This is a genomic window from Galbibacter sp. PAP.153, assembly GCF_037029175.1.
GTDB lineage: Bacteria > Bacteroidota > Bacteroidia > Flavobacteriales > Flavobacteriaceae > Galbibacter > Galbibacter pacificus.
On the sequence record NZ_JAZEUN010000042.1, the window covers coordinates 1 to 13,297 of the forward strand.

At 40.2% G+C, this 13,297-nt stretch carries 16 protein-coding genes; 10 read left to right on the plus strand and 6 right to left on the minus strand.

All coding sequences use genetic code 11. The features are described from left to right. Positions 1–14 precede the first annotated feature (14 nt). The 4 genes from UXI14_RS17720 to UXI14_RS17735 form a co-directional block, all read right to left on the minus strand. Positions 15–230, minus strand: a complete 216-nt coding sequence (locus UXI14_RS17720) for a hypothetical protein (RefSeq protein WP_335967308.1) — start codon at positions 228–230, stop codon at positions 15–17. Positions 231–496: 266 nt separating this feature from the next. Next, the gene (locus UXI14_RS17725; RefSeq protein ID WP_335967309.1) at positions 497–937 is read right to left on the minus strand and encodes a reverse transcriptase domain-containing protein; all 441 of its coding nucleotides are present in this window, start codon (positions 935–937) and stop codon (positions 497–499) included. 635 nt (positions 938–1,572) lie between these two features. After that, positions 1,573–1,767 (minus strand): hypothetical protein, encoded by a 195-nt coding sequence (locus tag UXI14_RS17730; RefSeq protein ID WP_335967311.1) that lies wholly within the window; start codon positions 1,765–1,767, stop codon positions 1,573–1,575. Next, positions 1,760–2,332, minus strand: coding sequence for a zeta toxin family protein (locus tag UXI14_RS17735; protein ID WP_335967312.1), 573 nt, complete (start codon positions 2,330–2,332; stop codon positions 1,760–1,762). Before UXI14_RS17735 ends, UXI14_RS17730 begins: the two co-directional genes overlap by 8 nt. 386 nt (positions 2,333–2,718) lie before the next feature. On the opposite strand from UXI14_RS17735, the gene UXI14_RS17740 reads away from it, so the two are divergent. From UXI14_RS17740 to UXI14_RS17765, 6 genes are all read left to right on the plus strand, one after another. Beyond that, positions 2,719–3,996 (plus strand): O-acetylhomoserine aminocarboxypropyltransferase/cysteine synthase family protein, encoded by a 1,278-nt coding sequence (locus tag UXI14_RS17740; protein WP_277900143.1) that lies wholly within the window; start codon positions 2,719–2,721, stop codon positions 3,994–3,996. 130 nt (positions 3,997–4,126) lie between these two features. Then, entirely contained in the window at positions 4,127–5,062 is a 936-nt protein-coding gene (locus UXI14_RS17745; protein WP_335967313.1) for a 2-dehydropantoate 2-reductase, read from the plus strand. Positions 5,063–5,070: 8 nt separating this feature from the next. Next, a complete protein-coding gene (locus tag UXI14_RS17750) occupies positions 5,071–5,679 on the plus strand; it encodes a Crp/Fnr family transcriptional regulator (protein WP_335967314.1) in 609 nt (202 codons plus the stop codon). Positions 5,680–6,053: 374 nt separating this feature from the next. Next, the gene (locus UXI14_RS17755) at positions 6,054–6,347 is read left to right on the plus strand and encodes a hypothetical protein (RefSeq protein ID WP_277900141.1); all 294 of its coding nucleotides are present in this window, start codon (positions 6,054–6,056) and stop codon (positions 6,345–6,347) included. Between the two features lie 30 nt (positions 6,348–6,377). After that, positions 6,378–6,770: a group III truncated hemoglobin gene (locus UXI14_RS17760; protein ID WP_277900140.1), complete on the plus strand. Its 393-nt coding sequence runs from the start codon at positions 6,378–6,380 to the stop codon at positions 6,768–6,770. Then, positions 6,767–7,207 (plus strand): hypothetical protein, encoded by a 441-nt coding sequence (locus tag UXI14_RS17765; protein WP_335967316.1) that lies wholly within the window; start codon positions 6,767–6,769, stop codon positions 7,205–7,207. The genes UXI14_RS17760 and UXI14_RS17765 overlap by 4 nt, the downstream gene beginning before the upstream one ends. 61 nt (positions 7,208–7,268) lie before the next feature. Here the strand turns inward: UXI14_RS17765 and UXI14_RS17770 are convergent, their stop codons facing one another. Beyond that, positions 7,269–7,649, minus strand: coding sequence for a hypothetical protein (locus UXI14_RS17770; RefSeq protein WP_335967317.1), 381 nt, complete (start codon positions 7,647–7,649; stop codon positions 7,269–7,271). Further along, positions 7,646–8,062 carry a GreA/GreB family elongation factor gene (locus UXI14_RS17775; protein ID WP_335967319.1) on the minus strand — a complete coding sequence of 139 codons (417 nt, stop codon included), beginning with the start codon at positions 8,060–8,062 and terminating at the stop codon, positions 7,646–7,648. Before UXI14_RS17775 ends, UXI14_RS17770 begins: the two co-directional genes overlap by 4 nt. A 543-nt stretch (positions 8,063–8,605) precedes the next feature. On the opposite strand from UXI14_RS17775, the gene UXI14_RS17780 reads away from it, so the two are divergent. The 4 genes from UXI14_RS17780 to UXI14_RS17795 all read left to right on the plus strand — a co-directional run bounded on the left by UXI14_RS17780 (position 8,606) and on the right by UXI14_RS17795 (position 13,087). Further along, complete coding sequence (locus UXI14_RS17780; RefSeq protein ID WP_277900136.1) at positions 8,606–9,691, plus strand: HAMP domain-containing sensor histidine kinase; 1,086 nt, start codon at positions 8,606–8,608, stop codon at positions 9,689–9,691. 7 nt (positions 9,692–9,698) lie between these two features. Further along, positions 9,699–11,012, plus strand: a complete 1,314-nt coding sequence (locus tag UXI14_RS17785; RefSeq protein WP_335967320.1) for a sigma-54 dependent transcriptional regulator — start codon at positions 9,699–9,701, stop codon at positions 11,010–11,012. A 360-nt stretch (positions 11,013–11,372) separates the two neighbouring features. Further along, positions 11,373–12,662: a Glu/Leu/Phe/Val dehydrogenase gene (locus tag UXI14_RS17790; RefSeq protein ID WP_277900134.1), complete on the plus strand. Its 1,290-nt coding sequence runs from the start codon at positions 11,373–11,375 to the stop codon at positions 12,660–12,662. Positions 12,663–12,676: 14 nt separating this feature from the next. Continuing rightward, the gene (locus UXI14_RS17795) at positions 12,677–13,087 is read left to right on the plus strand and encodes a transcription elongation factor GreAB (protein ID WP_335967321.1); all 411 of its coding nucleotides are present in this window, start codon (positions 12,677–12,679) and stop codon (positions 13,085–13,087) included. Positions 13,088–13,297: the final 210 nt, after the last annotated feature.

Here is a 13,297-nt window from a genome sequence, read left to right on the forward strand (position 1 = left end):
ATTTAGACATTTGTCTAATAAATCAAAATCGGTAAATATGTAGCCTTATAATAGGAGTAACTTAAAAAGTCAAATTTAACGTGGGGGTACATTCCTTTTCTGCGATAATCTTTACAGTATACAATTTTGGTTTTTTTTGGATGTAACTCCAGACCTATTTGTTGCATCCTGCGTTTGATGGTTTCCAGTATTTGCTCTGCGTGTTTTTGACTTTTACAGTTTACTATCACATCATCGGCCTAACGTGTGAATGCTACTGTATTATCGGTTCGTTTCAGCCATTGATCGAAACCGTAGTGCAAGTGCAGGAAAAGATTTTCCAGTAATGGACTTATTACCCCGCCTTGAGGCGTTCCCTTACCTCGATTTAAGGCCAGACCTCCCGATTTTGTCATAACTGGGCATGCGAGCCACCGTGCTATATATAGCCTCCCTCGCCCATTTTTCAGGAACGTGTTTTTCTATAGCAAGCATCATTTTGCCGTGGTCAATGTTATCAAAGATAACCTTTAATATCCAAGTCAATGACCCAGTCCGTCTTCCAACAGTTTTTCCTGACCTGCTCCAGTGCTTGATGCGCACTTTTGTCGGGTCTGTACCCGAAAGAATTTGGATTGAATATCACTTCTAGGCGTGGCTCTAAATACATCTTGACCACCATTTGCCCTATGCGGTCGCTTATCGTGGGAATCCCCAATTTACGGACTTTACCATCTTTCTTGGGGATTTCAACCTCTTTGACCGCAGGAGGGAAATAGCTTCCCGATGCCATGCGATTCCAAAGTTTGTACAGGTTCTTGGATAAGTCCTCATCAAATTGCTCAATGCTTACCGTATCTATTCCCGCACTACCCTTGTTGGCACGCACTCTTTTATAAGCTTGCCATACCATGGCTTTGCTTATAGGGATTGATTTTATTTCATTCCATAAAGTCATCCTCCACTGGTGAGTTGTTAAATGTAACGTAACTGTATAACCCAACCCCTTCGCCCCACTCCCATTACAGGAACTTCATCACTACTACGAGTTGGTCCGTCCCTGAAAATAACATCGGTATTTTACCTCTAGGTTGTTCCTATTGTGTATTTCCCTTGGCATTTATAGTCAGGTTCCCGAGTTCCGTATGTAAGCCTGAATAAAAGTCATGCCTCCTGAATGACGCCTGCCGTATAGCCAGTAAATAGGTGACCGCTATACTTGTTGACCCTGCACCATACTTCGTGGCTTTTGACAGGATGTAGCAACTTCTCGACACCTCATAGGGGTTCACTTGTGTTCATCTCTTTTATCCGTACCTGAACAGTTCTTGATTGGACGTTTCCTAAACGCTCAATACCTTGGCTCTTTACCAACGCACCTTTAGGTGGTTTAATGCCTCCTCCTATAAGACGACATTGGCAGGTCGGTTCTACCATCTTATTTACAGTTGTGTAACGATTTTAAAGCCGTTCGTTACTCTCGGCACACTATAGCAAGTAGCGGGCAAATGTACGAGTACCTTTCCGCCGTAAAACAAGCCAACTCTTTTGATTTGGCGACTTCTCAAATATACCGAAATTTCGAGCTTAGAACTAAACCCCGCTATTTGTTATATACGTTATTGTGGGTAGTATTTCTTCTGGTGCTATTTCTAGGATTTCTCCATTCTTAGCTATAATTAATGGACTTTTTTTATAGCGTTTAAATTCCACTAATTTTTGATATGTTTTTTCAAGTCCTGCAACTATTTTTTTACGCTTCTCTTTTAATTCTGTTTTTTTATCCATTGTATGCTTTATTTAAATTATTCCAAATTTCTGCATTTCCAATTTCCTCGTCACCTTTAGCACCTTCTGCTATAATTTGATATGGTTCTCCTGAGTTATCGATGAACATCCAATCATCAACCAATTCTTTAAAGATATTAAAAAAGTTCTTTAGTCCGTTTTCATATCTCCTACGAATTACATTTTCTGGAATATTATGTCCGCCTTCTCTTACCCTAGTTTCAACACGTTTTACGGCAAGGTTTTGTGAACTGAGCCAAAAGAAAAGCAATGTTACCGAAAATCCATTTTTCTGGGCTTCTATAACAAAATTCTTGTAACTTTTGGTTGATAAAGTTGTTTCAAATGCAAAATCTTGTTCTGAATTAATTAGTGTTTTTATTTTTTGTAACATTAATCTTCCTGCTTGAATTCCAGCGCTTTCAGGTTTAAATGGAGATAATCCTTTAGCAATCTCATCAGCATTAATAAATTCATCGCATTCTAAAATTTCGGGTAGAATAGTGTAGGAGGCAGTTGTTTTTCCTGCTCCGTTGCAACCTGCTATGATATGTAGTTTTTTCATTTACTAAAATTCATAGCAAATATAACTCAAAATTATTTTCTTGAACGGTTGCCCGAATATTACAGCCAACGTGATTAACTTTAAAGACCTTTTTATTGGCCAATTTGAATTTGCAGTTAAAGCATACTTTTAAAGAAAAACGGCTCTACTGTAATTTGCTTTTACCCTATTAACATGATAGATTTTGTAGTTTTTAAAATTTCACATACTTTTGCAACAGTATCCTAGCAAAGATAGTATGGTCAAAAAGTTTGTAAATAACAGGTGCATGTATTATTCAATGATTCATTGAGGCGAATGCACTTTTATATATACCGATCAATATTTAAAGTTATATCCTCAAGAAATTGAGGATTTTTTTTTAACATTAATCCATTCAAATAATTATGAGTTCAGAAAAATTTTCAACTTTAGCGTTACATGCAGGTCATGATGTAACTGCTCACGGAGGCACAAGAGCGGTACCCATATACCAATCTTCCTCCTATGTTTTTAAAGATTCAGACCATGCGGCCAATTTATTTAATTTATCAGAACCCGGGTTTATTTACACAAGGCTTAACAACCCTACAAACGACATTCTGGAACAGCGGCTAACAGCGTTGGAGGGAGGGATCGGTGCGGTAACCACCGCCTCAGGAATGGCTGCCATAGCAACTACGCTACTGACCCTTTTAAAAACAGGAGATCATATTGTGGCATCCAACAGTCTCTATGGAGGAACCTACAATTTATTCAATGTTACCCTTCCTAGACTGGGGATCACAACGACTTTTATCGACCCTTCAAAACCAGGAAATTTTAAAGAAGCGATTCAAGACAATACCAAAGCATTGTTTCTTGAATCTTTAGGAAATCCCAAACTTGACATCCCTAATATTTCCGGGATAGCGGAAATTGCGCATACAGCTTCCGTTCCATTGATCGTGGACAATACGGTGGCTACCCCTTATCTTTTAAAACCGATTCGGTACGGCGCCGATATTGTGGTCCATTCCCTGACCAAATACATAAGCGGCAACGGTACTTCTATTGGGGGAGCCATTATTGATGCAGGGAATTTTGATTGGAGCAGTGGTAAGTTTCCGGAATTCACGGACCCTTCTCCCGGTTATCACGGATTGATATACCATGAACAACTTGGGCCTGCCGCCTTTATTGCTAAGGCCAGAATAGAAGGGCTCAGGGATTTGGGGGCTTCTATTAGTCCCTACAACGCCTTTCAAATAATCCAAGGTTTGGAAACACTGGAGGTGCGAATAAAAAAGCACAGTCAGAATGCACTGGCCATTGCAAAATGGCTTGAAACCAGGGAAGAAGTAGTATGGGTCAATTACCCCGGACTTCAAAGCAGTCCTTACCATCAACAGGCAATGGAATACCTTCCTGAAGGACAAAGCGGGATTGTTACCTTTGGCGTTAAAGGCGGTTATAAAGCCGCAAAGCAAATTGCGGACAATACCCGATTATTCTCCTTATTGGCAAACATAGGGGATACCAAATCCCTGATTATTCACCCTGCAAGTACGACCCATCAGCAATTAAATCCGGAGCAACAAAAGACCACAGGCGTTACGGAAGATTTAATCAGGCTTTCCGTTGGGCTGGAAGACATTGAGGACCTTAAGAATGACTTGATCCAGGCATTCCAACATTTGAAATAGCCTTAAAGGTGCAGTCCATATACCAAGAAGGAAATCTCCTTCTTGGTATATACTGTATTTAACGTTTCCGTATGTTTTTTAAGTGCATATGACTGCCATAATTCATAACTTTACAAAACACAATAATCCTATGAACATTCTAATATACGGTATCGGTGGTGTTGGGGGATATTTTGGAGGAAAACTCGCCAATACAAAACACCATGTTTCTTTTATAGCCCGGGGGGGACACCTGAAAGCGATTCAAGAAAAAGGCCTTTTCGTTAAAAGTTTTCTTGGAGATTTTAAGGCAACACCTGATCTGGCAACGGACCGCCTGACCAACATCCCTACTCCCGATCTGATTTTAATGGGGGTAAAAAGTTGGCAACTGGAACAGGCGGCTAAAGAATTGGCGCCCCATATTTCCAATGGTACCTTAGTCCTACCACTGCAAAACGGGGTCAACAATCCTGAAAAATTGATGACATCCATTCCGGAAGATCAGATTTTAAACGGTTTTTGTAATTTGATTAGTTTTATTGAAGCCCCCGGGATCATATGCCATCAAGCGTTTCGCCCTACTTTGAGCATGGGGGAATTGGACAACCAAAGAACAGATAGGATTGAAAGGATCCATGCTGTTTTTTTAGAGGCCGGGGTTGAAAGCAAGATTCCGGAAGATATCCATCGCGAACAATGGAAGAAATTTATGTTCATTACTACCATCAGCGCCATAGGAGGACTTACCCGATCGACCATTGGGGAGATGCGCAGCAGTCCCTACCTTTATCAAATGATGAGAGATACTGCCTTTGAAATCCTTAAAGTAGCACAGGCCAAACACATCAATATTGCTCGTGATGATGTAGACAAAGTTTTTGAGATTATAGCTAAACAAGACCCACAATCCACGGCATCAACCCAACGGGACCTAATGCATGGGAAGCCTTCCGAATTGGAAAATTTCAATGGATATATTGTCGAGCAGGCTAAAAAACACGGGATTCAAGCCCCTGTCAACGAACTCATCCTGGCATGTTTGCTTCCCATGGAACGCAGAGCCAGGGCCGGTTTGAAAAGTTAATTCAATACATGGTTGCAAGTATGATTGAAGAATCGCTATTAATAACATACGGAGCAAAAATTAAGAAATATAAAAAAAACGAGTACGTTTTCAAAGAAGGCCAGAAAGCACGGTATTATTATCAAGTTTCTTCGGGAGAAGTGAAGATGAACAATTTTCTTGAAAACGGAAAAGAATTTGTTCAAAGTTTCTTTAATGCACCCCGAAGCTTTGGAGAGCCACCCCTGTTTTCAGACATTCTATACCCTGCAAATGCTGTTGCTACCAAGGATTCGGAAATCCTCCAATTGGAAAAGACCACTTTTTTAAACCTGCTAAGGGAAAACCCGGACATCCACCTTAAAGTTACCGAGGCCATAGCCTTGCGGTTGTATTATAAGGCCATTATGGCAACCGAAATATCTTCTCAAGAGCCCGAACACTGTATCTTGAGAGTTTTAGATTATTTAAAGAAAGATGTATATGGGCTATCCGGGCCTTTTTCATTTAAGGTGAACTTAACGCGTCAACAAATAGCCCACCTGACCGGGCTACGGGTAGAGACTGTTATCAGGGCTACTAAAAGCCTGGAAAAGAAAAATGAATTGCTCATAAAAAACAGAAAATTATACCGATAGCTTAAGTGCAAATAGTTCTTGGCGTTTGACAGAAACGTATTCTTTTTCCCGTTACAATTTATTTCCTGGTAAAATAATTCATGGTAATTCCCACCGATGGGGGGTGGGATAAAGAGCCCCGCATACCGTTGTGGTCACATTAAAAATATCATGCTCCAAAACCGCCGTTAATCCTTTGAACGTTAGTTCCGGGATGGCGGCTAATGAAGCCTACAATCAATACAGCCACCACCAACTCATAACCCCTTAGGCATTTTGAATTTAAATACAAAAAACAAGAACAGCGGGACATTCACATGAATGAATGCCTTATGATTCAAATCATAAAATTCAACAAATAACCCCACTAATTTTACCATAAATTAAAAACACGTATGATGACACTCTATCATAAATATTTATCCGTTTTTGAGAAATCGTTCTACCTGTACATTTCTTTTGGGATTTTACTTTCCAGTTGCATGGGAGGTGCTGCAGCCATGGTCGTATTAATGAAAGGTTTTGGGTTTGTGGAAATGTTTCAGCTCTTTATTATTACCTGTATTTGCATGGGGTACAACACGGCCGTTTTGGCAAACCTAAAGCCCAAGACCACCTACACGATCCTTCTGATAAGTGTTCTGTTGAGCATATTGGTAATTACCTTTAATTTATGTACAATAGTTTAAGTTCTGTAAGCTTGTTCAAAGAAATTTACAATGGCAACTAAAAAGCGTATCGAAACCCTGGCAGATATAAAACATTTGATTGATAGCTTTTACGATAAGGTAAGGCGTGACAATCTTCTCGGCCCTGTTTTCAATGAAAAAATCGGCAATCAATGGGCTTCACACCTGGAAAAAATGTACCGTTTCTGGCAAACGGTCCTATTGGAAGAGCATACCTATAATGGTACACCGTTTATGGCCCATGGTTCCTTACCCATACATCAAATACATTTTGATACATGGCTTGACTTATTTGAAAATACCGTTGACTCCCTTTTTACCGGAGAGAAGGCAAGGGAGGCTAAATGGAGGGCCCGAAAAATGGCTGAAATGTTCCAACTTAAACTGCAGTACCATCGATCCGATCAAACCAAACCGCTATGATGAATTTAAAAGCTTCGTATGCGTATCGAATAGGGGCCGTTTATATATGGATTGGCCTTATAATAGCCATTAGTTTTATGGAGGCCTGGCTAAAGTTTCAAGCCCCGGGAATTACATTAGCGCTTGGTCTTGGCATTGGGAAGCTTGTCTTTCATGCACTTAATTATATGGAATGCGTTCTTTTACTTATTGTGCTATTACATATTGTATACACAAAGGAAGGCCTTTTGTATAAAAGCAATTGCTTTATCATTATAATTGCCTCCTTACTGCTTCTACAGACTTTTTGGTTGCTCCCCGCCCTGGATTCCAACGCACAAATAATCATAGCTGGAAAAGATCCTCCGGGATCATTGCTTCATTATGTGTATGTCGGATTTGAAATGATAAAAACAGGGTGCCTTTTTCTCTATGGAAGAAAGCAGTTGTACCCATAAGAATGAGCTGTCCATGACCGGGGATATGCCTTTTTGATGCATGTGGAAATCTCGTCAACGTTCATTTACGAATATACCGATTGTATAGTTCATTTTTGATACTTCTAACTTGTTGAACATGACCCCGATATATTTTTCTGTTTTTTTCATGCAAATAATGATAAAAATTATCACAGGAAACAGTATCGCATTCCATACTTTTTTGCAACGCGTTTGAATAGGTATATATCTTTGTCAGCAATAAAGTATTGTCCCTTCTTATGGATACTATTTGCTCCTTTAATGACGCTGAATTAGGTTGTTTTTTCAGGAATGACATCAGTGCAGCAAGCATTTCATTTATAGATTCCAAATGAAGGCCCCAATCCGCTACCTCTTGACGGTCCTTTTTAATGATTATTGATTTTTCCGAATCATTTGGGTAAATTTTGATGTCGCTCATAATTCCAACGTTTTTTGATTTCGAACGATGTTCTCCACATGGAGAATTGTGATCTGTTGCTTGCCCAACGGAAATTTCCAGCTAAAGACATCCCCTTTTCGATGACCGTATAAGGCAATACCCATAGGCGATAATACAGAGATCAAGTCCTCTTTCAAATTGCCTTCTTTGGGAAGCACGATCTTAAATTGTTTCTCCCACCCGTTATTTAACCTTACGGACACCTTCGAATACAACCGGATTACATCCTCGGGGATGCTGTCTTCTTCTACGACGACGGCACCTTTAAATTCTTCCATCAAATGTCTGACGGACTCCTTTAACAGCACATCGTTATAATAATTTGATTCAAAGGCCAATTTTTTTAAAAAGGCTAATTCTATTCGCTCTACAATGAGTATTGCTTTTTTCATTTTTTACTTTTTTGGATGGAAAAATCATATTCACTACAACTATAAACAGCCCCTTTATCATGTGTGATTACGCAATATTCAACATGCACGCATGCATTACATATGCTGTTGCCTTCTTTAACCATAACGTTTGTTTATATTTAAATGATGGCTATACCAATTCCTATGCCCGATTGTTATGGCTCTCCTAAAAATAAATGTAAGAAACTAACTATTAGTTAATTACAATAAAAAAAAGCTGCTTTTAACGCCTTTTAAATGAGGAATATTTACCCATGCGGGACAATATTCCTCAGTGCTTTACAACAGCGAAGGCATTTAACCGCCACCGGGGTAATTGAACCCATTTTTCGCAGTTCAGTATAGGGCCTTGTGGCTTTGAGTGAGTAAAAGGGACCTTTCCTTTGCCATAGCGATTACCAGGGATTTGGTACGGGGTAAAAACGAAACAAGTATTTTTATGTAACCGGCCGTTGGGCTACAAACTGAATGCCGCACATGTAACAAACAAACATTTATTTGCTTAATTTTGGACGATACGATATGGACTCAACAGAATATAAGTTAAGAGAACGCATTAAAGAACTTACCTGTATGTACGAGGTCACTTCTATTATTGTGAACAGTGATTTTGAAAAGCTTGAAATGAGCCTGGAGTCGATTGCTTATTGCTTAAAAAAAGCTTTCCAATATCCAAAAGACACCTATGTGCACATAGCGTGCCCCGACCATTTGGTGAGCGTGGGCACCTATTGTGACGACACGGTTTTTTTAAGGGCGCCGATCAAGATATTTAATGAAGAAAACGGGTTTATTTCGGTTAATTATCCTTCAAATACCTATCGGTCAAGTGATTTTTTGGAAGAGGAAAGCAAGCTCTTGACCAATGTCTGTTTGGAGGTGGGGAACCTATTGGAGCGGAAGCAGATAAAAGAAAAAGAGGCCCGTATCCGTAAACAAATGGAGCACAGCGACCGGCTTACCATTTTGGGAGAAATTACTGCCGGGATTGCGCATGAGCTTAATACGCCCCTTACCAATATCATTGGTTTTACGGAGCTTTTGGATGAAGAAATTAAAAAGGGACCGGTACATAACGATTTAAATAAGATTAAAGAAAATGCCCTTTTTTGCCGGGAAATCGTAAAAAAGCTTATGTTTTTTGCATGTGAGATACCGCAACAAATACAGGAGACCGCCCTGTTCCCGGTACTTGAAAATGTACTGAATTTATTGGGTCCCACGTTTAAGGAAAAGGAAGTCTCGTTTGATTTACTGTGCCCCGACAAAAGTATCGGTATCAAGGCTGATGAAATACAGCTTACACAGGTTTTATTTAACGTAATTATGAATGCACTCTATTATGCCCCCAAACGATCTACCATAACGGTAACCGTACAAAGCACCCATAAGGATGTCGAAATATGCATTGGGGATCAAGGGAAGGGAATCTCACCGAAAATTTCTGATAAAATTTTTGAACCCTTTTTCACCACCAAACCGGTAGGGGACGGCTCGGGATTGGGATTAAGTGTCGTTCATGGAATCATGAACAGTCATAAAGGAAGCATTTCCTTTAAGAAAAATAAACCCACAGGAACGATATTTAAGCTTGCTTTTCCTAAATAAGACAAACATGAATTATCATAAGGAGAACATACTGATTGTTGATGATGACATTCACATACTTGAGCTGCTAAAGCGTCATTTACAATCCTTGCATTATTATACCTTTAAAGCGGTATCGGTAAAAGAAGCGTTGGCCATATTGAAAAGTAAGCGCATCGATTTGTTGATTACCGATATTAAGATGCCAGAGGTAGATGGATTTGAACTGATCAAATATGTTTCGGAACATTACCCATTGCTGCCGGTATTGGTTATAAGCGGTTATATTTCTGCAAAAGGCGCCTTGGAAATGGGAAAATCCGGGGTGGTCGATTACTTGGTAAAGCCCTTTACCAAGGAAGAACTAAAAGGCGCTGTAGCACATTCAATCCAGTCAAATGTTTCTACAAAAAAAGTAAAAGAACAACCGGCTTATCAATTTAAAGAGCTTATCGGGAATTCTAAAGCATTTAATAATGTAAAAGAAATTATTCACCGTATAAAAGATATTAAGGCAACCGTGCTTATTCAAGGCGAAAGCGGTACCGGAAAGGAGTTAATTGCCAGGGCTATTCACTACCATGGGAAATACTCCAGGAAACCTTTTGTAGCAGTTAATTGCGGAGCCATTCCCGAAGATTTATTGGAAGCTGAATTATTTGGGTATGAAAAAGGAGCATTTACCGGGGCCAACGATACACGTAACGGTTTCTTTCAGGCAGCAGAGGGGGGCACTATTTTTTTAGACGAGATAGGGAATGCTTCCCCTAAAGCCCAAAATAGCCTGCTTCGTGTTTTACAGGAAAAAGAAGTGTCAAAAGTGGGGGGCCAAAAAGCCAGTAAGATCGATATCAGGGTCATTGCAGCGACCAACATCAATTTACTGGAGGCCGTTGGGCAAGGTAAATTCAGAGAAGATTTATATTACCGGCTCTCCGTGGTGGAAATAGAAGCGCCTCCATTGCGCCGCCGCAGTGAAGATATTCCTTTACTTGTCGCCAGGTTTGTGCAAAAATATGCCCTAGAGTACAAAGATGAGGTGATGGGAATCGCTCCCGAGGCCATTCAGATTTTACAACGCTATAGTTGGCCCGGGAACATACGGGAGCTGGAAAATTGCATTCAACGTGCCGTAATTATGAGCGACCGTAAAATTATGCCGCAACACCTACCGGATTTATATAAGTTCCAGATTGATTTTCCTGAAACCCAGCTCAAAAGCCTGTCCGAAATGGAAAAAGAATATATAACCAAGGTGCTGGCCCTTGTCAACAATAATAAAACCAAGGCCGCAGAGATTTTAGGGATTGATCGCAAAACACTGCGCGCCAAACTCGATTGAACGGTAAACAGCTTCAGGAGCATTTGCCTGAACCGGGTCGTTTTTCCCCGGATGAGGAATTTTTCCCCGACTTTAATCTTTTCGTAAACGTCGTAATTGGCTACAACAAGCTGTTAATCATATTTTTATATGTTTTTTATGTAGCCGGTTTTTTTATGGTATGGCTATTGCCATAGGTGTTTCGTATGATAAAAAACAACATGAAAAGATGAATAAAGGCGTAAGTATCTGCATCACGTGTGTGTATTTTCAGAATTGCACCTATACAAGCAACAAAAGTGATATTGTATTTTGTAATGAATTTGACAGTCAGGACATTCAACAAAATACCCTTTTATTGGTTTAATTAATTAGTTATTGATGATTACGGAAAAATTAAAAGAAAAGAAAGCGACAAAACAAGGAATGTTATCGAACGTAATGCGACAATTTAACAATGCATCCGATAAAATTCAATTAAACAGCAATATCAGAAAGATATTGGAAATCACTAATAATGAATTGGTAGTTCATTTTCCCGTTAAAATGGACAATGGTGAAGTAGCCGTTTTTACGGGCTATAGGGTACAGCATAACAATGCATTAGGGCCCTACAAAGGCGGACTGCGTTACCATCCGACAGTCGATATAGATGCAGCACGTGCCCTGGCAATGTGGATGACCTGGAAAACGGCATTGGCAGGACTGCCCTATGGAGGTGCCAAGGGCGGGATTCAAATTGACCCCAAGAAATATTCAACCGCCGAATTAGAACGGATTACGCGCAGGTTTACATATGCCTTGGGAGATAATATCGGTCCGGAGCTGGACATTCCCGCTCCTGACGTAAATACCAATCCACAGACAATGGCTTGGATTTTAGACACCTATATGTCGACTAAATCTCCTAACGAACGTTCTACTAATTTACATGTGGTAACCGGTAAGCCTATTGGTGCAGGAGGTTCTGAGGGCAGGGACAGGGCTACGGGATACGGTGTTTTCTTGTGCATAAAATTTTGGGCAGAACAAAACGAAGTTTCGTTAAGGGATAAAAAATTTATTGTTCAAGGGTTTGGAAACGTAGGATATTGGGCCGCTTATTTTTTGGAATCGGAAGGGGCCAAAATGATCGGGGTGCAGGATGCTTCCGGAACTTTGTATAACAACAACGGGATTTCGGTAGGGAGCTTAGCAGCGTATCAAAATGCGACGGGGGCTTTGTCCGGATACACGAATGCCGAGGCCATTCCAGGCAATGATTTTTTTGGCCTGGATTGTGACATTTGTATTCCGGCCGCTTTGGGAAATCAAATAACCGAACACAATGCCGGGGATATAAAGGCAAAGGTAATAGCCGAAGGTGCCAATGGGCCCACCGATGTACCGGCGGAAGCAATGCTCTTGGAAAGGGGCATAACCATAATTCCGGACATTTTATGCAATTCCGGTGGTGTTATAGGGAGTTATTATGAATGGCTCCAAAACAGAAACGGAGAAATATGGACCCTGGAAGAGGTGATGGAAAAGCTGGAAAAGAAACTCCGAACCTCTTTCGAGAAAATCAATAAAGTGGTAGGGGAGCGTAAGGTAGATGCCCGAACGGCTGCTTTTATCATAGCAATAGAACGTTTGGAACAAGCCTATTTACAAAGGGGGATATTTCCATAAAATAAAAGAGGAGCATGTCAGAGGAGAGGTTTCTTATTGAAAAAAAGGAATATGTGCTTTTGAAACAGGCCGTGAGCTTGTCCAGTCACCATATCCCTTTAACTGAAAACAAACCAGTTGTATATTTGAAGGAAAAACTTCAAAGGGCAAAGATTATGGATGATGAATATATGCCGCTGGATGTTGTTCGGCTTAATACCATGGTAACGGTATCGCTAAGGGGAGGAGCTCAAAGGCGATTCCTATTAGTGATGCCAAGCCCCGGTGTCTGTCACAAAGATGAAGTCTCGGTATTATCCCCCTTGGGGATTACCTTATTGGGCAGTAGCATAGGTCGTGTGCTGTCCATGGAAAAGCAGCACCTGACGATAACGCATATAGAACAAAAGAGGATGACAGAAAACAGCACATTCAACTCTTTTTGAGCGATTAAAAAACCGTGATACTGGCACTAAAATTCAGCGGATTATTACCAATAGTATATTACACTGTTTATGATCAATTTGTTTAAGACCAAAATCGTCGGTAATAAGCAGTTTTGTCTTAGTTATTTTATCCATAAACTTAAAATAGCTACCATCTGACTTGGCCGGGGTCATTTGATCCAGGAGTTTATTGGCCGTAAATATATAGTT